At 41.4% G+C, this 22,519-nt stretch carries 6 protein-coding genes; all 6 read right to left on the minus strand.

Annotation, left to right across the window (positions count from 1 at the left end):
* Positions 1-13: 13 nt before the first annotated feature.
* The 6 genes from RMY63_RS02320 to RMY63_RS02345 all read right to left on the minus strand — a co-directional run bounded on the left by RMY63_RS02320 (position 14) and on the right by RMY63_RS02345 (position 22,324).
* Positions 14-4,912 (minus strand): aminotransferase class III-fold pyridoxal phosphate-dependent enzyme, encoded by a 4,899-nt coding sequence (locus RMY63_RS02320; RefSeq protein ID WP_322727144.1) that lies wholly within the window; start codon positions 4,910-4,912, stop codon positions 14-16.
* A 12-nt stretch (positions 4,913-4,924) separates the two neighbouring features.
* The gene (locus RMY63_RS02325; protein ID WP_322727145.1) at positions 4,925-8,194 is read right to left on the minus strand and encodes an amino acid adenylation domain-containing protein; all 3,270 of its coding nucleotides are present in this window, start codon (positions 8,192-8,194) and stop codon (positions 4,925-4,927) included.
* A gap of 15 nt (positions 8,195-8,209) precedes the next feature.
* The gene (locus RMY63_RS02330) at positions 8,210-9,241 is read right to left on the minus strand and encodes a TauD/TfdA family dioxygenase (protein ID WP_322727146.1); all 1,032 of its coding nucleotides are present in this window, start codon (positions 9,239-9,241) and stop codon (positions 8,210-8,212) included.
* Positions 9,228-10,808, minus strand: coding sequence for a condensation domain-containing protein (locus RMY63_RS02335; RefSeq protein WP_322727147.1), 1,581 nt, complete (start codon positions 10,806-10,808; stop codon positions 9,228-9,230). Before RMY63_RS02335 ends, RMY63_RS02330 begins: the two co-directional genes overlap by 14 nt.
* 356 nt (positions 10,809-11,164) lie before the next feature.
* A complete protein-coding gene (locus RMY63_RS02340) occupies positions 11,165-17,002 on the minus strand; it encodes an SDR family NAD(P)-dependent oxidoreductase (RefSeq protein WP_322727148.1) in 5,838 nt (1,945 codons plus the stop codon).
* Positions 17,003-17,086: 84 nt separating this feature from the next.
* Complete coding sequence (locus RMY63_RS02345) at positions 17,087-22,324, minus strand: non-ribosomal peptide synthetase (protein ID WP_322727149.1); 5,238 nt, start codon at positions 22,322-22,324, stop codon at positions 17,087-17,089.
* Positions 22,325-22,519 lie beyond the last annotated feature (195 nt).

Genomic DNA, 22,519 nt, shown 5'->3' on the forward strand with positions numbered 1-22,519 from the left:
AATTGCTTTATTACTAGCGGTGGATTATTTTATTTCTTCGTCTTTGACCACGAGAAATACTTTGTTTAGCAGAAAGCATTTCATTCTGTTCAGGGCAAATAATATTCGCAAGAGAGTTAATAGTTGGTGCTTCATAAATGCTTTCTATAGGAATTTCAATCTCTAGTTTTTTGTTTAACAAAGAAATAGCTTGAAGGGCTGTTAAAGAATCACCACCTAACTCAAAGAAGTTATCGTGAATGTTCACTTTGTTAAAACCAAAAAGTTCTTGCCAAATGTTACCAATAGCTTGCTCAACCTTTTTACGGGAAGCGGCATAAGTATTTCCCAAAGCGTCAGGCATTTGCTCAAGCAAGGTTTCAAACAACTCATCAGCATTTGCATTTGCAGTAACCGCAAGGGACTTAGTAGCTAAGTTAAAGGATGAAGCAGTTTGATTGCTCATCAACTGTCCGCCATTTGTGGAAATCTGTTCAGATGGAAAAAATCCCCCTGCTTGCATTTCAACTACGCTTTCCTTGACTGCCCAAATCACCTGCTCAATGTCTTCATCAGTATGAGCTGTAGATAAATAAAGGGTACGTCCTTCCCAGACATAAATCCCTTTTTCGAGCAAGTGGTAGAAAAGCAAGTTACTAAGTTGAGTCTGGCAATAAAAACGGAAGAGAGAGCCAAAATTAACTACTTGAATTGGTACTTGTTCTTGTTCAAAGTAACTATTAAGAATCTCAACTAATTGTGTTGTCCGTTGATTTAACTCCTCTTGAAGTTTAGAACCACTGTTCTTGATGTGATTGAGTACAGCCCAGGCGACAGCCATAACGAGAGGATGCTTGAAAAAAGTACCAGCGAAAAAAGTTGTTTTCACTTGGGGGTAAGACTCATCTCCATAGTTCCACATACCTCCGTCTAATGCATCCATGAAAACAGCTTTACCAGCCACCACCCCAATAGGGATGCCAGCAGCAACAGCTTTACCATAAGTTGTGATATCTGCTTGAATACCCCATAAAGCCTGAATGCCGCCGGGATGCATCCGAAAGCCAGTAACTACCTCATCGAAAATTAAAACAGTTCCAGTTTCTTGAGTTAATTGTCTTAGCTGAAATAGAAACTCTTTGGGCTGCAAATCTGGGCGACTGCTTTGTATCGGCTCAACTAAAATTGCTGCTAAGTTATGAGCATGGTCTTTAAGAATATTCAGAGATTCGGGAGTACCATACTCCAGCACCATCACATCCTCAGCCAAGTATGATGGAATACCTGAAGTCATCGGGACAGAATGCAGCGTTCCGTCGTTGGTTGTTACTCCTTTGACCAGAACTCCGTCAGAACCGCCGTGATAAGAACCAGCAAATAAAGCAATTTTTGAGCGTCCTGTAACAGAACGTGCTATGCGTACAGCCCCCATCACTGCTTCTGTGCCATCGTTACAAAAAGCTGTCCGTTCTGCACTCGTTAACTCGCAAATTAACTCAGCTAATTGACCTGCAAGACGCGATTGTGGCCCATGTAGTATACCTTGCTTGCTCTGCTCTTGGATGGCTGCGATCGCAAAAGATGGCGAATGACCAAATAAAAGCGTACCAAACCCCATTGAAATGTCTACATATTCGTTGCCATCGACATCCCAGAGTCTAGCACCCTCTCCACGCTCTGCATGGATTGGATATATCATCTCCTTAATAAAGGGAAAGAACCCTGATACTGCCCTGCTATTGGCATGGCAAGAACGATAAGCTTGGGTGAGTCTTTTGGATTCTTGGGTACGCTTGACAAAACGTGCAATTAAAGCATCCAGATGTTTCTGCTGGCGGGGACTCAACATCATCGATTCTTTCTCGATTTGTTGGGAAGCAACTTTGGGTGTAGGAGCAATTTTTCGGTCTTTGATTTGTTGCTCAGAGTCTGCCTTAGTAGATGTAGACTGATTTACACTCAACGCAGAGCCATTAATTGATGTTTGAGCAATTTGCCCATCTGGATGAAGAGGTTGGATAGCTTCCAATGAAGGCAAAACTTCTCTGGGCAAACTTCCCTTTGGTAATAAGTCTACCAGTTTAGACATAACCTGAAGATGCTGTGAAATGATCTGTTCAATGGCTGTATTTGCTATAGGTTTTTCGTCTTTTTGGTTGACTATTTGCGTATTTGGAGCTTTGATTGAGTTGATTATGACACCTTCTGGTTGAGACACAGGAATCTCCTTTTTAGGCGATGGATTGTCATCATTAGCTAAGATAGGCTCAATCCAGTATCTTTTTCGCTCAAAAGGATATGTTGGCAAGGGAATACGATGACGTTCTTCATGAGCATAAAATTCTGACCAATCCACATTTATTCCCTCCAGCCAGAGTCTACCCAATGTATTTAGCAAAAACGCCACATCTGATTGTTGCTGCTGTGGATGTCTTACTGAAGAAAGAACTACCTGCTGGACTGCTTTTTGCTTGTTAGCTAAGGTACTTAATGTCCGTCCTGGGCCAACCTCTAAAAGAATTCGCTTTGGCTGTTGCAGCAATTCGGCAATTCCCTCGCTAAAGCGCACTGTTTGGCGTAAATGTTTTGCCCAGTATTTCGGGTCTGTTGCTTGTGCTGGGGTTATCCAAGTGCCGGTGACGTTAGACACAAAAGGAATTTTTGGAGAATTAAGGCTAATTTTGCTAACCTGTTCCTGGAATGGCAACAGAATCGAGTCCATCATTGGGGAATGAAAAGCATGGGAAGTATGCAGACGGCGATAGTCTACACCTTGCTCTGTTAATCGGTTTTGTAAGTCATTAACCGCTTCTTCCAATCCAGAAACTACACACATACCTGGGGCGTTGATTGCAGCTAGAGAGAGTTTTTCCCCTAGCATGGGTTGGATTTTTTGCTCTGGTAGTGAAACAGCGATCATTGTTCCCGATGGCAGCTGCTGCATCAGTTGTCCTCGGTTGGCTACGAGTACCAATGCGTCTTCTAAGGAGAACACACCAGCAATACAGGCTGCGACATATTCTCCAATGCTGTGACCAATCATTGCCCAAGGACGTATACCCCAAGCCATCCACAACTGAGCCAAGGCGTACTCAACTACAAATACTGCGCTTTGGGTAATATGAGTTTGTTGTAGTTGTTGTGTTGCCGCTTCCGTTTGCTGATGCGGATACAATAATGTCCGCAGGTCTAACTTCAGATAAGATTTGAGAAATTCACAACAATAATCAACCTGTTTGCGGAAAATTGTCTCAGTCTCGTATAATTCTCTACCCATGTCTACATACTGGGCACCCTGTCCGGGGAACATAAATGCAATTTGTTGCCCAGATGGTTCGGTGAATTTGGTGAAAATTCGTTCCGAAACAGGCGTTTCTAAGACTGTGACTGCATCGTTAAGGTTTTGACAAACTAATATTCGGCGATCGCTAAAACCCCTTCGACCTACCCCGAGAGTATAAGCAACATCGGCTAAGTTAATATTAGGGTGCTGCTTTAAATATTGAACTAGATTAGTTGTGGCAGTATCTAACGCGGAACTAGTCTTCGCAGAAACAACCAACAGTTGATATTTCCTCCCCTGCCCCCCTTGCTCCCCCTGCCCCCCCTGCCCTCCCATCGGGGCTTCTTCAACAATCACATGAGCATTAGTACCGCCAATCCCAAAGGAACTAACCCCCGCACGGCGAGGAGTACCGTTTGATTTCCATTCTGAAAGCTTGTGGTTAACATAAAAGGGGCTATTAGCAAAATCAATCTGGGGATTGGGTTGCTGAAAGTGTAAGCTAGGTGGTATCTGCTGGTGTTTGAGTGCGAGAACAGTCTTGATTAAACCAGCAACACCAGCCGCAGCATCTAAGTGTCCGATATTGGTTTTTACTGAAGCGATCGCACAAAAGTTCTTTTGATCTGTGGGGCGAAAAGCTTGTGTCAGCGCGGCGATTTCAATGGGATCGCCTAAAACTGTACCGGTGCCATGAGTCTCTACATAGCTAATCGTCTCAGATTCAACCCTAGCCATTGCCAGGGCCTCAGCAATTACTTTTGCTTGCCCATCTACACTAGGAGCCGTAAAACCAACTTTCAAAGACCCATCATTGTTAATAGCTGAACCTTTAATCACAGCATGAATACAATCTTTATCAGCTAAAGCATCTTCTAACCGCTTGAGAACTACAATACCCACACCGTTACCGCTAATAGTTCCTTGGGCTTTGGCATCAAAAGCACGGCAGTGTCCATCGGGAGACATGATTCCCCCTTGCTGATAGCGATAACCAGTTTTGTGTGGCACTTGGATTGAAACACCACCTGCCAAAGCGATGTCACTTTCGCCATTCAGTAAGCTTTGGCAAGCTAAATGAACGGCAACTAACGAAGTTGAGCAGGCAGTTTGGACGTTAATGCTTGGCCCCTTGAAATTTAATTTATATGAGATATGTGTAGGCAGAAAATCTGGACTATTTCCAATGGACATTCGGTAACTACCGACTGATTCTATTATTTTTGGTTGTGTATAAAGTTTTGATAAAAAATAAGTATTTAAACTGACACCAGCGTAAACACCAATCCGACCTGCATATATTTCAGAATCGTAGCCAGCGCCTTCCAGAGCTTCCCAAGCACACTCCAGGAATAAACGCTGTTGTGGATCAGTGATTTGGGCTTCTTTCGCAGAAAAATCAAAAAATGCAGCGTCAAAGAACTCAATATCTTCTAATACAGATCCTGCTTTTACATACTGAGGTTGACTCAGCGTCGCTGGATCAATGCCAGAAGACAACAATTCTTCATCACTGAAAAAAGAAATTGACTCGACACCATCTCGGAGATTTTGCCAAAACTGTTCAATATTTTTAGCTTTAGGAAAACGACCAGCCATGCCAACGATCGCAATTTCATCGAGGCTATCAAATGCATTTGGTTGATTCATCGTAGCCTCCTCCTACTGGCTTGTTTCTTGATGTTTTTGTCGGAGTTGTCTTTGTTGTTTCCTTGATTCTCTACGAGTCTTAACTAAATCATCGCTTGGTTGCAAATCAGGCTTTTCTGTTAACTGTTGACTTAAATGTTTCGCCAACGCACTAATAGTTGGATATTGAAACATTTCAACAATTGATATATCTTTATTCAGAGTTTGATACAGTTTGCTGTGTATCTGAACCATCAGCAATGAATGACCGCCGAGATCGAAGAAATTGTGATGAATACCTACTTTCTCGACGTGGAGTGCTTCTTGCCAAATTATAGCAATAGTTTGCTCAAGTTCAGTCTCAGGAGCCACAAAGTTTTCTTCCAGATTCAGCTGTGGCTGATCGGGTAGCACTCGACGATCTACCTTGCCGTTAGGTAACAGTGGCATTTCCTTGAGGAGAACAAAGGCTGACGGGATCATATATTCAGGTAGATGATCCAACAAATAGCGGCGAAGTTCACTAATGAGAGAAACTGGCTGCTGGTTAGCAACCAGATATGCCACGAGGCGCATATCCTGAACTTCGTCCTTTTGGGCTATAACTACAACCTCCCGCACCTCTGGATGTTGACTTAGTACCGCCTCAATCTCTCCCAGTTCAATACGATAACCCCGGATTTTAACCTGCTGGTCAAGCCTTCCCAGAAATTCAATGTTTCCGTCGCTCAGATAACGAGCTAAATCTCCCGTTTTGTATAGGCGCATCCCGGGGCGATCGCTAAATGGGTTAGGAATGAACTTTTCACTAGTTAAGGCAGCTTGGTTGAGATAGCCTCTAGCTAAACCATCACCACTGATATAAACTTCTCCGATAACGCCAACAGGAACAGGTTGTAAATGAGAGTTAAGTAGATAAATTTGCGTATTAGCAATGGGTTGACCAATCGATACTTGCCCTTTGGTTTGTTGAGAGTGACAATGATATACACTGCTCCAAACTGTGCCTTCCGTTGGCCCATACTCATTAAATAAAGATGGTTTTGATGGCAATTGGTGATGATGTTGTACTAATTCTGCTGGACAAGATTCACCAGCAACAATGACGGTGCGAAGTGATGTTAATTGTTCTGGTTTTGCCTCTTGCAATAAAATAGTATACAGAGATGGAAGACTTAATAGATGGGAGACATGATTTTGGACGATTAACTCTAATAGTTTTGGGATGTCCAATTGCAACCCTTCTTGAGGAAGACAAAGAATTCCTCCAGAACAAAGAGTCCAAAAAAGACCAGCCACAGAACTATCGAAAGCAAACGAAGAAAGTAATAAGAAGCTGCTAACAGGTTCTTGATAGTAAGTAATTCGAGCAGTTGTAGAGTTTACTAAGTGGCGATGTGCAATCTGCACTCCTTTGGGTTTACCTGTAGAACCAGAAGTGTAAATGACGTAAGCTAAATTTTCACTATGAGTTTTTATCGAGGGATTTTCTTGACTCTCCTGAGCAATAATTTCCCAATCTGTATCCAAGCAAATTGTTTGGGCGTTGTCAAGATGATCCCCCCAACCCCCCTTAAGAAGGGGGGATTTTTCCAGTAGTCGTTGTTGAGTCAATAATACTGGTGTTTTGGTATCTTCTAATATGAAGGCTAAACGTTCTGATGGATAATTTGGGTCGAGTGGAATATAAGCTCCTCCAGCTTTGAGAATGCCCAAAATACTAACAATCATTTCGAGCGATCGCTCGACACAAATTCCTACCAATACCTCTTTGCCAACTCCTAATCTTTGGAGGTAGTAAGCCATTTGATTGGCACGAGCGTTTAATTCACGATAGGTAAGTTTCTTGTCAGAAAATGTAATAGCAATATTGTTTGGTGTCCGCTCTACTTGTTCTTCAAATAAGTGGTGAATACACTTGTCTTGGGGATAATCAGCCTGTGTTTGGTTGAATTCAAATAGGAGTTGATGTCGGGTGCGATCGCTGATAATTTCTAATTCACTGATTGCAGCTTCTGGATGATGCGTGGCACTTTCTAATAACTTGTGAAATTGCTCTGCTAAATCGGTAATATCATGTTCAGAAAATAGGTTAGAGTCATAATGGAACTCTGCACTTAAAAAATCATCCTTGCGTCTACAAGAGAGTTTAATGTTGAAACGCTCAGTGCAACTATAAAGCTTCTGAATACAAAACGATAGATTCCCTGCACAATGCTTTGTATTTTCTTCAGCAAAATCAAAGCCCACAGGTAAAAAAGGCAAACTATCTAATTTAGTATCTAATTTTAATATTTGTTCCCAAGTAAAACACTCCTGCCATTTGGAGATAGATTCTACAGATTCATGAATTTGCTGCAAAATTTGGCTGAATCGAAGCTTATCTTCTAAATGACAATGAAGTGGTAAATATTTGGCAAAAAGTCCTAATGCTCCTTTGAGTTCTTCATATTTTCTGCCATCAACTCCCGTAGCAACGATCATCTCTGATTGTCCGCTCAGTCTCTGGAACAGAACCACCCAGCAAGTTAGATAAAATATAGAAGCAGAAGTATTATATTTATCGGCTAATATTTCAATATTAGCTATTAATTCCGGGGCAATAATTGAATTTACTAATTTTGGTTGAAAGTTGTGATTTTCAGATATCTGTTTTTCATAAGGTAACTTGGGATGTGTAACAGCAGAGAAGTCTTGCTGTTGCCAATATTTTCTTCCTATTTGCGTTTCCTCTGCTTCCAATATTTGATTTTGCCATTCTGAAAAATCTGCATACTGTAGTGGCTCTTCAGATAATTCTTCGTCCAAGTTTCCTAAGTAGGAAATAGTTAGTTGTTGCAATAAACAATTGAGACTGACGCTATCTGCACAGAGAGCAGGCAAACTGATAAATAATAAATATTTTTCTGGCGAAATTTTTACCAGGGATGTATGTAAAATTAAACCTTGTTCAAAATCAAAAATTTGCTGGCTAAATTCTTTAAAAAATGCTTCAATTCTCGCCTCTTGTTGTTGAGGGTTCAAATTACTAAGATCGTCAGTTTTTTCTAAGATTACTTTGCTATCTGTAATTACCTGTACTGGAATAGTCATTCCCGGCAGACAAGTAAAACTAGTGCGAAGAATTTCATGGCGATCGACAACATCTTGCAATGCTAATTCTAAATTACTGATGTTAACATTACCTTCAATCAAAATTGCACAATCGCTACGATAAGCCCAACTTTGATCAATTTGTTGTAGTAACCAGAGATGCTCTTGCTGAGGTGAAAGTCTAAACCCCTCCATATTTTCTACTTGCATATTTCTACCTCGGTGTTATTTAAATGCTTGGGGTGTGTAAGGTTCAGCCATTCCTACTAAAATTTTTCTGGGAGGAACAAATGGCTTCCGGGCATGTATTGATAACATATTGTCCAGCATCAATATATCTCCTTTCTGCCAGGAGAAAGTGACCATTTGTTGTTGATAAGCATCTCGCAGTTCAGCTAACACTGATGGCTCAATTGCAGAACCATCACCGTAGTATGTGTTAGTTGGGAGGTCTTCTTCTGGCAAATTTGTTAATAACGAATCGCGGATTGTTGATTCCAATGTGGAGACGTGGAAAAAAGTTGCGTGATTGAACCAGACCATTTCACCTGTTTGAGGATGTTTGAGAACAGCTGGGCCAACTTGGCGAGTTCTTAAGCGATTATTTTCTTTCCATTCAACCTCAATACCATTGTTTTGGCAGTACTCCTCTACCTTAGTTTTATCTGTTGTTTGAAATACAGTTTGCCAAGGAAGACCAAATCCATCACCAAAGTTACGCATATACATGACTTTCTTTTGAATGAAGCGATCGCGTATGGTAGGATCAATCCGCTCAAACACTTTTCGACAACTACCAATTGGAGTTTCTCCTCCCTCCGCTGCTGGACTCATACAAAAAAAGAAGATTTTCAACGGGAAGGTAGGAGAGTAAGCGTGTTCATTGTGAGGAAAGATACTTTGCTCGGCAGGATAGTCAGTTGAGGTATAAATCCTTCCACCAACTTGAGTTCGTGGAGATGCCCGATAACGATACTCCATCGCTTCTTTACAAATTGCGGCGATGATTTGCTCAAATTCTTCTATTGACTTGACTTTAAAATCTCGAAATAGTATTGCTCCATATTGTAATAATTCTGTTTTCAAAAATTCCCGATTATTCTTTGCCCAGTTTTGCAGATCCACTCCTTTTACATTAGGCTTGATGACTAAAGGAAAATTCTTTCCTGGCTGGAGAAACTCAGTTTTTATTAAGTCTTCTGGAGATATATTGACAGCTTTACGTCTCACAGAACCTAGAGATTCAATTTTTGTCATGATTTGTATTTCCTGATGTTGATTGTCTGCTATTAGCTCTGCGCTTAACGTTAGTTAATTTCTGCTGGATAGTATTTTGATAAACTTGTTCTTTAGCAAGATGCTGTTGCTTGTCTAGTTGATTGAGAACTGCTTTTAACTCGCTCAATTTAGCTTCTGGGTGTGTCGCAACCTCAGCTAGAAGTGTTGCAAAATTTTTCGATAACCGCACAATGCTGTCCTGTTCAAATAAGTCAGTGCTATATTCCCATATCCCAAATAGTCCCTGCTCTGTCTCGTTTAACTCCAACAGCAAGTCAAACTGCACTGTTTTGTTTTCGACTTTCAATGAACTGATAGTTAAACCTGGAAGTTCTAAAGAGGGGGTTTGGGTATTTTCCAAAACAAGTTTGACTTGAAATAGTGGTGTGCGATTCAATTCCCGTTTTGGATTTAGAGCATCTACTAGTTTGTCAAAGGGCAAATCTTGATGAGCATAAGCTTCCAGAGTCATTTCGCGGACTCGTTCTAATAATTCTAGAAAAGTAGGATTTTTCGATAAATTTGTACGTAATACTAACTGGTTAGCAAAGAACCCGATCAATTCTTTAGTCTCGGCTTGATTGCGGTTAGCAATATCAGTACCGACAACAATATCTTCTTGATCGGTGTACCAGTGCAGCAAAGTCCCAAATGCTGCCAGCAGTACCATAAATAATGTGATGCCTTGCCGCTGATTCAGAGTCTTGAGCTTCTCAGATAAGGTTTTGGGTAATACTAGGGCTTCCCTTGCTCCAGAGAAAGTCTGGATAGTTGAGCGGGGGGAATCGCTAGGGAGTTCCACAACAGGTATACCACCTAGTTGCTGCTGCCAGTAAGCAAGTTGAGTTTCTAGTTGTCCCTGTAACCACTGTCGTTGCCAAACAGCAAAATCTGCATACTGAATGGATAGTTCCGAAAGTGGTGATGGTTTACCAACAGAGAAAGCTTTGTACAAATCTGCGATCTCACTAATCAGCACACCTATAGCCCAGCCATCTGCGACAATATGATGCATTGTCAATAATAATGCATATTCTGCTGCCGCCAGTTGCAATAGATTAGCTCGCAACAAAGGGCCTTTGGCTAGGTCAAATGGCTGTTGAGCTTCTTCACTCGCCAGTCGCAAAACTTCAGCCTCCCTCTGATTTTGAGGGAGTTCTTGTAAATCTACCATTGGTAATGTAAACCTCAAACTCGGAGCAATAACTTGAAGAGGTTGTCCATCAACCACTGTGAATGTAGTTCTTAAAACTTCGTGACGTTTCACAACTTCTTTGAAGCTTTGCTCCAGCGCCGCCACATTGAGCCATCCTCCAAGACGCATGGGTTGAGAGATGTTGTAGGCGCTATTCCCAGGTTGTAACTGGTTGAGGAACCACAACCTCTGCTGGGCAAAAGATAGAGGAAATGAGTTTAATTCTCGACTCTGAGGGACTATTTGCTGCGATCGCAACAAGACTTCCCCTTTTTTATTATTAAGCCGTTGTACCAGAAGTTTAAGTTTTTCTGGTGAAAGATCAGCAATCCGTTGCGAGAGGTCACTCATTTTAATTCCCTGCCTCTACCTTTGATGAGATACAAGACGGTCTTCTGACAAGCTTATCATTCTGTCAGGATAATTTCTCAATAAAAACATATGTAATAAAGTCCATTTCAATATCTGTCCCTTTAGGTTTGTAAAAAATCGATAGCAGAATTTAAGTAAGTCAGTGAGAATAATTCAAACTATATTAACTAATGTAAAAAACATTGAAACTATTTTGTAGTGAGGGCTTCATCCCTCTCTCCGAGACGCTACGCGAACAAAGTAGGGCTGAAGCCCTCACTACAAACCTTTAATTGTTTACGTAGTTATATTTATTCTGGAAGTATTTATCATTTCATTGAAATCAAGTGAATTACTTATTTTTGCGAAGTAATTATTGCGTGTACCTCATTTTCTGATAGTTGTTCAATCTCTGCTATGGCTCTAGCTAATTCCTCTGAATTTGTTTGCTCGGCCATTTTTTGGACAATAACTTCAGCTAACTCAGCTACAGTCGGGCCGTTAAAGAAGCCTTTGTAAGAGAGTTCTATTTGGAAAACTTTGCACAATTGAGAAACTAATTGAGTTGCAAATAAAGAGTCTCCTCCTAACTCAAAGAAATTATCGTGAATGCCTACTTTTTCAATACCTAAGAGTTGTTGCCAAACGTCAGCAAGGTTTCGCTCGATTTCATTGCCAGGAGCAACATAAGTATTCGCCAAATTAGGGCGGGGGTGAGTTGGTTTATATTGACTCAGTTCGGCTAATTTTTCCTCCAAGGACTCAGCAGATTCCTTTGGCTTAATTAAGCTGAGAAAATCTTGTGTTGAAACGATGACCTGAGAAACTGTGCTACTGCATAAAATACGTTTAAATGCCTCTATGCCCTCAAAAGCCGCCATTCCTGCTATCAACTCTTTTCCTGTGATTTCCTGATGCCGTGCTTCGACAGGAACCGCCATTCCAACGTTGTTCCATCTATCCCAGTTAATAGACTTAATGAATTTCCATGTTCCATATTTAGCAGCACTGTATTGAGCAAATGAGTCAAGAAAGGCATTTGCAGCAGTATAATCTACCATTCCAGATGTGCCAGCAAAGGAACTTAGGGATGAACAGAGTACAAAGAAATCTAGCTTGCTCTCCTGAAAGAGAGTTTCAAGTACTCGTGTTCCTTGCACTTTCGGTGCTAAAGCACTTGCTACAGTTTCTTTTGTGGCGAGTTGCATCATTCCTCCGCCGTAAACTGCGGCTGCATGAATTACTCCATGAATCTCACCAAATCGCTGATTGGCTCTTTTAAGCACTGCTGACATCTGGTCAAGGTTGCTAACATCGGCGCTGACTACCATTACCTCTGCACTTAATGTTTTCATAGCCTGCAATCTTTGGATCTTTTGGCTGATGCTATCCTGCTGATCGTGAGTAGATAACCATTCAGACCACTTATCTTGGTCGGGAAAAGCTGAACGCCCTAGTAAGATCAGTTTTGCTTGCACGGTTTGTGCTAGATATTCTGCCAGCAGTAGACCAACACCTCCTAATCCACCAGTAATGAGATATACTCCCTGCTCTCGGAGGAGATTTCCCGCAACGGTTCCATGTAATTGAACAGGTTCAAAATCTTGTACCCAGCGATTACGTCCACGATAAGCAATAACTTGGTCAGATGTATGGGTTGTAAGTTCTGCTATTAGCGCTTTGGTGAGTTGTTCTTCTCCACTTTCTGATTCAGGAATTACAACATCAATACTGCGACAGGTTATATTTGCATACTCTAATGGCATAACCTTACAAGCTCCAAGAACTAATGCCTTTTCTGGACACAGGATTTCTGAACCTGTAACTTCCTGCAAATTGTTGCAGACAATGCCAATTTCTACAGCATCTATTTGATTATTTTCTGCGATCGCCTGCCCCAAAAACAATAAACTCGACCAGCCTAAAGCTTCAATTGCTGAGTTTGTGTAACTATTTGGTGTCACACTCCACAGATGAACAATCCTTTTTGGGATTTTACCCAGAGTCCGAAGTTCTTTGAGTAAGCTGTTGTAGTCATTTTCTTTTTCAGGGTTAATTGTATATGTGTGTTGAGAATATTCGCGACTTTGTTGAAATTGCTCTCCAACTTTGACGGTAATAACATCTTGCTTTTCAAGTACTAGTCGTTTTACCAACCTTTCACCCAAGCCACACTCATCCACAAACACTAACCAGCATCCTGGTTGAGTTACCCCAAGTCCGGGTTGAAAAGGCTGCGGCGGTATGGTGCGTTTCCAAGAAGGGATGTAAAACCAGTCAGCAATATCTGGCTTTTTACTTAATAAGTCTTGGTATTGCTCTTTAGGAGTTTTTTGCTTTGTGACTGTAAATGCTGTCGGTGCTGAGTCAGTTACCGATGCAGCAGTCTGAGCCACTAAAATCTGTTCGCCGAAAGCTTCAGTTTCAGAGACAGCTGCTACCTCAACGAACCCATGAGAACGTAGTGCATCCTGCCATTGCTCCTGTGATAAAAATGGATTACCACGGCTGCGTCCTTCATCCTCTAACGGATTCATCAACAGACCATCGGTAATATCAAAGTTTAATTGTGGTTGAGTTATCTCCCACAATAGCAGGAATCCTCCAGGAGCTAATAGCGATCGCACATGCTCTAGGGTTTTTGTCATGTTCCGGGTTACATGCAATACATTAACAGCTACCACCACATCAAAGCTGTGGCTGTTGAATCCTTGTGTAATTGGCGGTTTCTCAATATCTAGAAAATGATATTCAACAAATGGATAAGCGCTAAACTGCTGTCTGGCTTGATTCAAAAACAAACCACCGACATCTGTAAAAGTATAGTTAGTTCGTTCAGATGGCAACAGAGGTAGCAATTCTGTCGTGGCAATACCCTGTCCACCACCAATTTCTAGAATTCTCAGGTTAATGTCAGATGGTAATGACTTTACCACCTGTTCCATACCTGCTCGCATGATCCCTTGTAAGTGGGTATTCAGAGGCAATTCGGAATTTGCTTCTGGCTCTGATTTGTTGTCTTTGACCGCAAAGTACAACTCTAATGGTTCTTTTTCGCCAATCAGTACATTTGGCAGATTCTCGCCACATTCCCGGACTAGATTTAGCTCATGGAGTGTATCTACGTATCTGATTTTAACTTCTTCTACCAAAGTATTAATAGAGTCGATGGAACAGGGAACAAGATTTGTAAATAAATCCTTTTCTTGTTGTAAGTGACCTTGCTCTACTAGTACATCTAAAAAGCGACACAACAATTGTTGATAGCGAGGAATAATCTGAAATTGCTCACACAACTCTTTAGAAGAATACTGTTGATTGGAGTTGTTAAAAGCACCTAAACGCTGGAGAGCAAGGTTTATGTAGGCAATACACAAACGATCCAAACACTGTTTGTTCAGCAAATAAGTTTGCGCGTCTAGTGTAGCGATGCTAACAAGAGCCTTTACTCTACAAGCTTCTACGAGAGATTTTCTTAACTCAGTTGCAGTTGCTTTTGGTTGAGATTGTCCTGCTAGATGTGGCTGTTTTTGTAGTTCAATCCAATAACGTTGGCGTTCAAATGGATAAGTTGGCAAAGGAATATGATGGCGTTGCTCGTGAGCATAAAAACCACACCAGTCTACTTTGACACCAAAAAGCCAGAGTTGCCCTAAAGAGTTGAGTAAAAATGCGACATCTGACTGTTGCTCTTGTGGATGCCGGATTGAGGTTAGTACCACCAGTTTATCCTGGTGATGTTGTTTAGCAAAGGTACTTAAAGTCCTTCCAGGCCCAACCTCTAAAAATATCCGCTCCTGTATTTTGAACAACTCAGTCATCCCTTCACTAAAGCGCACTGTCTGCCGTAAGTGCTTTACCCAATAGTTGGGGTCTGTTGCTTGGGCTACAGTAATCCAAGTGCCACTGACGTTAGACACAAACTCAATTGTTGGGGGATGAAGTTGAAGTTTTTGTAACTGCTGTGTAAATGGCTGGAGAATTGGCTCCATCATCTGAGAATGAAAGGCATGAGAAGTATGCAACTTTCGACAAGCTACACCTTTGGACTCTAGTTGTTGTTGCAATCTATTAACTGCTTCAGTTGCACCAGAAACCACGCAGTAAGAAGGCCCATTGCTTGCGGCTAAAGACAGTTGGCTATTTAGCAGAGGTTGTACTTCTTCTTCGGGAAGCTGGACAGAGAGCATTTCCCCACTGGGAAGTTGCTGTATCAGTCGTCCTCGAATGGCGACTAGCATTAGGGCATCTTCCAGAGAAAAAACTCCTGCTAAAGTGGCAGCTACATACTCCCCAATACTGTGACCAATCATTGCCTCTGGCTGTACACCCCATGCCATCCACAATTGAGCTAGGGCGTATTCAATGACAAACAGTGCTGGCTGGGCAACAGATGTTTGTTGGAGTTCCACCGTTGCTTTTACGTTCTGTGTCTCATTTGGATACAGTATATGGCGGAGGTCAAAACCTAGATGTGGTTGCAGTAGTTCACAGCAACGATCAACTGCAAGTGTAAAGGTTGGCTCACTCTCGTAGAGTTCTCTAGCCATATTCACGTACTGCGTTCCTTGCCCAGAAAACATAAACACCACAGGACGATTACCAGACGGTTGGTATTGGGTGAAAACTCGTTGTGTATCTAAAGTAGCAAGCACTTTTAGTGCATCGTTCAGATCCTGGCATACCACCATCCGGCGATAATCAAAAGCTCGACGACCGACACCAAGAGTATGAGCCACATCAGCAAGATGCAACTCAGGATATTGCTGAAAATGATTAACCAGATTCGCCGTAGCTGTTTCTAATGCCGATTCCGTTTTCGCAGAAAGAACCAACAGCTGATATTTCCTCCCCTGCTCCCCCTGCCCCCCTACCGGAGCTTCTTCCAAAATCACATGGGCATTAGTCCCACCAATTCCAAAAGAACTAACTCCAGCACGGCGAGGAATGCCGTTTGTTGTCCATTCGGAAAGTTTGGCGTTGACATAAAAAGGACTGTTAGCAAAATCAATTTGCGGTGATGGTTCTAGAAAGTGCAAACTAGGTGGTATCTGTTGATGTTTCAGGGCTAGGACGGTTTTGATCAGACCTGCTACCCCAGCAGCAGCGTCTAAATGTCCAATGTTGGTTTTCACCGAACCAATGGCGCAAAAGCCTTTCTTCTCAGTGCTAGCTTGAAAAGCTTGTGTTAACGCCGCGATTTCAATGGGATCTCCTAGTGAGGTTCCTGTGCCATGAGCTTCAATGTAGGTAATCGTTTCAGGTTCAACCTCGGCAACAACTTGAGCAGTTCTAATCACCTTGGCTTGACCATCTATACGCGGTGCTGTATAACTAACTTTGAAAGATCCATCGTTATTGACAGCGGAACCTTTAATGATGGCATGGATGGTATCTCCATCTGCTAGAGCATCGTCTAATCTCTTCAAAACCACAATGCCTACACCTTCGCCACCAACAGTTCCCTGTGCTTGAGCATCAAAAGCGCGGCAGTGTCCGTCGGGAGAACCAATTCCCCCTTCTTTGTAAAGATAGCCAGTTTTTCTAGAAGAATTTATGGAAACACCACCAGCCAAAGCCATATCACATTCTCCATTGAGTAAGCTTTGAGCAGCTAAATGCACAGCAACCAATGAAGTTGAGCAGGCGGTTTGAACAGTGTAACTTGGCCCCTCTAAATTAAGTTTGTAAGAAACGCGGGTAGTTAAATAGTCTTTGTCACCTGCGATCGCTAGTTGGTGATAATCTATAGATTTAATAATATCTTCGTTTAAATAAACATTGAGTAAGTAGCCACTGAAGCTAGCTCCGGCGTAAACTCCAATAGAACCTTGATAATTTTCTGAGTCATAGCCAGCATCTTCAAGGGCAATATATGCACATTCTAAAAATAGACGATGTTGTGGATCGGTAATATCAGCTTCTCTGGGATTGAAGCCAAAGAATGAAGCATCAAAAAGTTCTACATCTTCTAATACAGCTCGTGCTTTGACAAACTTTGGGTTATTAAGTGTCGCTGCATCTATCCCAGAAGCTAATAGTTCTTCATCAGTAAAAATAGATATTGACTCTACACCTCTTTGGAGATTTTGCCAAAATTCGTCAGTATTTTTGGCTCCAGGGAATTTTCCTGCTATACCAATAATCGCTATTTCTGAGCCTGTTTTGGGAGTAGATGCTGTTGAATCATTCATGATTCTTTAAATCCTTTAGTATTTCTAAATAATCTCTTGATAATTACTATTTATAAGCTAGTATTTGCAGAAAATTTTGCAGGATTATTCCTTAACTCCTAAATTCTTACTAATTGACTTTAGTTTTTGCAGACGTTTTTGTTGTTGAGCTTTACCATCTTTAAGCTTCTCAATTTTAATCTCAGTTTTCTGAAAGGATGATGTGTGATTTTTGATTGTGGTAAAGCATTCTACTAAAGAGCTTATGGTTGGATATCTAAACATGTCGATCATTGATAAATCGGTTTGAAATATTTCACGTAATTGGCTATGAACCTTAACCATAAGTAATGAATGACCACCAAGTTCAAAGAAGTTGTCGTGAATGCCTATCTTCTCGATATTGAGAGCCTTTTGCCAAATAGTAGCGATAGTTTGTTCCATTTGTGTTTGGGGCATGACATAAGCAGCTTCTAGCTCTGGGCGGATAGTTTCTGGTGCTGGTAGTGAGCGCCGATCCAACTTGCCGTTAGGCGTTAGCGGCAGAGTTTGCAGTAGTACGAAGGCAGAAGGTATCATGTATTCTGGTAACTTATCTTTCAAAAAGCTACGCAGTTCAATAACTGTAAGTTCTTGGTTGGGTTGAGGACTGACATAAGCTACTAACCGCTTGTCAGTAAGTTCCTCGTCCCAAGTCACCACCACGGCTTCGCGTACTTTAGCGTGTTGGTTCAATCTCGTCTCAATCTCACTTAATTCGATACGGAAACCCCGGATTTTAACTTGATAGTCAATTCTTCCTAAAAATTCGATGTTTCCATTGTCACGATAACGTGCTAAATCTCCTGTCTTGTACAGATGTTCTCCAGACGCAAAAGGACTAGGAATAAACTTTTGGCTGCTAAGATCGGGACGATTCAAATAACCCCGCGCCAACCCTACACCACCAATATGTAATTCACCTGGAACTCCAATGGGAACAGGGTGCAGATGCCGATCTAATATATATATACGGGTATTGGCGATCGGGCGACCAATAGGAACAATTGGCAGATTACTACTGCATTGACAGTTCCAGAAGGTAACATCAATAGCTGCTTCTGTTGGGCCATAGAGATTATACAGTTGTGAATCTAGACGAGTAAAGAATTTTTGTTGAAGCTTAAATGAAAGTGCTTCACCACTACAAATAACTCGTTTGATACTACTACACTTGTCCAGCCCCAGCTCCTCTAGAAATACTTGCAACATTGAGGGGACAAAGTGCAATGTAGTAATTTGCTTAAAGCTAATTAGTTCCACAAGATAGGCGCTATCTTGATGACCTCCTGGTTTAGCTAAAATTAACTGTGCACCCGTAAATAAAGGCCAGAAGAATTCCCAAACGGAGACATCAAAACTGAAGGGAGTCTTTTGCAAAACTCGGTCAGTTGCTGTTAATTGATAAGCATCTTGCATCCAAAGTAAGCGATTGCTTAAGCCTTGGTGAGAGTTCATCACGCCCTTGGGTTTTCCTGTAGAACCAGAGGTATAGATAACGTAAGCAAGGTTTGCTTGTTGAACTCCACTAACAAAATTTTCTTGGTTTTGCTCTGCGATCAAAGTTTGAGTGTCAGAGTCTAAACAGATAACTTGAGCTTGGTGTTGCGGTAGTTCCTTGACTAGTCTTTGTTGTGTTAGCAACACTGATACTTGAGCATCTGCCAACATAAACGCTAAACGTTCTTGCGGATATGCAGGATCTAATGGCAAGTAGGCTCCACCTGCTTTTAGGATAGCTAAAATTCCAATCACCATTTCAAGCGATCGCTCCACGCAGATTCCCACTAAGACCTCTGGTTTTACGCCGAGCGATCGCAGATAGTGTGCTAGCTGATTTGCTTTAGCATTCAGTTGTTGATATGTCAACTGTTTGTCTTCACAGATCACAGCAATGGCATCGGGCGATCGCTCCACTTGAACTTCAAATAACTCATGGATACAATACTCCCCAGGATACTCAGTTTGAGTATTATTCCATTCCACCAACAACTGTTGTTGTTCTGTTTTCGTCAATAGAGGTAATTCTGCAAGGGGCTGCTCTGGATTAGCAACAATACCTTCTAGTAAGGTTACGTAATGTCTGAGCCAACGCTGGATTGTTTGGGAGTCAAATAGATCGGTATTATATTCCAGTTCTACTAGTAGCTCATTATCTGTCTGAAAAATATTTAAATTAATATCAAGCTTAGTAGCACTGGTAGAATTTTTAGCAACCTCAAATTCTTGCTTTAAGGACTTTGACTCAAATTGAGCTTTGTCCAAATTAAACCCTGTGGTAAAGAGAGGGGTACGGCTAGGATCTCGTGGTAACTTTAAATTTTCAATTAGTTTAATAAATGGATAAATTTGATACTCGTAAGCATCTAACAATACCTGCTGGATTGCACTCAAATACTCCGTGAATCCTGGGTTGCCAATAACTTGGCTACGTATAGGCAATAGATTAACACAGTGACCAACAAGAGATTCATCTGCGATCGCAGATTGTCCGGCTGAAGCAATACCAACAACGATATCTTGTTGATTCGTCAATCGTTGTAATAATGTTATAAATGCTGCTAAAAGAATCGTAAATAAAGTATAACCGCGTTGTCCACTTAAATTTTTCAGAGCATTATATAATGTTGAATCAAGGATGATATTTTCTCGCCCACCAGTGTACAAAAATATTGGTGGTCGAGGACGGTCGGTTGGTAATTCCAACACAGGTACTGAGCTCGCAAATTGACTTAACCAATAAGCTTCAGCTTTTGTCATCTCTGGACTCTGCTGCCTTTCTACTTGCAACAGAGCATACTCACTCCATTTCATCGGTTGCGGAAGTTGGCTAGGAATACCCTGGCACTCTGCTGAATAAATTGCAGCTAGTTCTCGTAGCAAAATGCCAATCGACCAACCATCAGCAACAATGTGATGATTCGTCAGAACCACAAGATGATGATCTTCCTCTAACTTGACTATGTGGCAGCCCAGTAATGGCCCTTTTTCTAAATGGAAAATTTGTTGAGCTTCTCGTGCTAAGAACTCCGATAGCGGTGCTTCTCGTTGACTTTTATCTAAAGTTGAAAAGTCGCTCACAGGAATGTCTATAGTCAAAGTGGAATGAATCAATTGCTCATCCCCATCTGGGCTAAAAGTAGTTCGCAGCGCTTCGTGACGATTGATAATTTCTTGAACAGCCTTACGTACTGCCAATAAATTGCAAGTTCCCCGTAGGTGGATAGTTCTCGATTCGTTATAGGCGCGGGAAACCTCATCTCCCATTTGTGCTAAAAACCACAATTCTTTTTGTGCTGCCGTCAGGGGAATTTTGAGCGTTGTTGAAATTGGGGAAGATGGTAATAATTCCCCTTGTTGCATTTCTACTACGCTTTCCTTCACTGCTCGAATTATATATTCAATATCTGCATCGGTATGAGCCGTAGACAGATAAAGGGTGCGTCCTTCCCAGACATAAACGCCTTTTTCCAGCAGATGGTAGAAAAACAATTGACCAAACTTGAGAGGAGATGAAGCTATAAAACGAAACAGCGAACCAAAATGGACGACTTGAATAGGAACTTGCCTTTGTTCAAAGTAACTATTAAGAGTCTGGGCTAATCTCGTTGTTTTTTGAGATAACTCCTGCTGTAGCTTCGGGCCGCTGTTCTTAATATGGTTGAGCGCAGCCCAAGCCGCAGCCATTACCAAAGGATGTTTAAAAAAAGTACCCGCAAACACTGTGGTTTCTGCTTGAGGATAAGATTCATCTCCATAGTTCCACATCCCACCATCTAGGGTATCCATCAAAGCTGCTTTGCCAGCTATCACCCCAATTGGCATTCCACCGGCAACAGCTTTACCATAAGTGGTCAAATCTGCTTGAATATCCCATAATCCTTGAATACCAGCTGGGTGCATCCGAAAGCCAGTAATCACTTCATCAAAAATTAATACGGTTCCTGTTGCTTGAGTTAGTTGTCTGAGTTGGAGCAAAAAATCTTTGGGTTGCAAATCTGGCCGACTGCTTTGTATCGGCTCTACCAGAACTGCCGCTAGTTCGTGAGCATGAGTTTTGAGAATCTCTAGGGATTCAGGTTGGCCATAGTCGAGTACAATAACATCATCAGCAATGTAAGATGGAATACCTATAGCTCTAGGGATAGAACGCCGCGTTCCTTCGCTGGTTGTTACTCCTCGCACCAATATCCCATCATATATACCGTGATAAGAACCAGCGAATAAAGCAATCTTGGAGCGTCCTGTGGTAGCGCGTGCTAGGCGTATTGCTCCCATCACGGCTTCTGAGCCATCGTTACAAAAAGCTGCCCGTTGTGCGCCTGTCAGTTGACAAATTAACTCCGCAACTTGACCGGCAAGACGCGATTGTGGGCCGTGCAGTATACCTTGGTTTATTTGTTCTTGAATCGCATCAATGACAAACGAAGGCGAATGACCAAATAAAAGCGCGCCAAACCCCATAGAAATGTCTACGTATTCGTTGCCATCAACATCCCAGAGCGTGGCTCCCTCTCCACGCTGTCCGTGGATGGGATATAACATCTCTTTAATTGAGGGCAGAAACCCTGTTATCGCTCTGCTATTAGCATGGTAAGAACGATAAGTTTGTGAGAGTCGCTTAGATTCTGAAGTACGTTTGACAAAACGTGCAATTAAATAATCTAAATGTTTTTGTTGATGGGGAGTTAACATCTTTGATTCTGATTCAAGCTGTTGGGCATTTGCCAGAATTTGAGGCTCAATTGTTTGGTTTATGAGTTGTTGATTAAACTCAGCTTGAATCGATGATGGACTTTCTTGAAAACCAGATTTATGCTGAACAGGAGCAGATGGCATTGCTGCTTGTAAAGGTAATCTCTTCTTAGATGAACCTGCTTTTTGCAAAATATCTAGCTGTTTAGACATTAGCTGAAGCTGCTGTTCTATTACTTGTTCCAGCATTGTACCTGTTACAGATTTTTCATCTTCTTGCTCAAACTCTTGTGTATCTGAAGCCTTAACAGCAAGTGTTGATTCTTCAAAATAAGCCTCTGTAATGATATCTTCTAGAGATAGTTCTTGCGCTATGTGTGTTACTAAGGCATGAATTGTTGATAAATCTTCAAGTAATAAACGAAAAGGAATATTAATACTTAACTGTTTTTGAATGGCGCGGTTTATTTGCAGCAATATCAGAGAGTCAACACCCATCTCTAGAAACCGAGTATGAATATCTATTGCAGATGATTTGACTCCCAATGACTCACTCACAATGTCCTTGAGGCTTAATACTAATTTCTGATATTGCGAATCTTTATTCATAATATTTTTTCAAAATTTATTTATCACTAAATGTATTTAATAGCAGTCCTAAATGATTTATAAAATATTTGCTTTTTTATCTTGACGTCTTAGTGGTTAGTTAAAATAAGATTTGCGATTTATATAGAATTGCTATATATCTTTTTCTAACACCTCTAACTGCTGAAACATAACAGTAATTTGTTTGTTGATAAT

The organism is Nostoc sp. ChiQUE01b, from assembly GCF_034531255.1.
Classification (GTDB): Bacteria; Cyanobacteriota; Cyanobacteriia; order Cyanobacteriales; family Nostocaceae; genus Nostoc.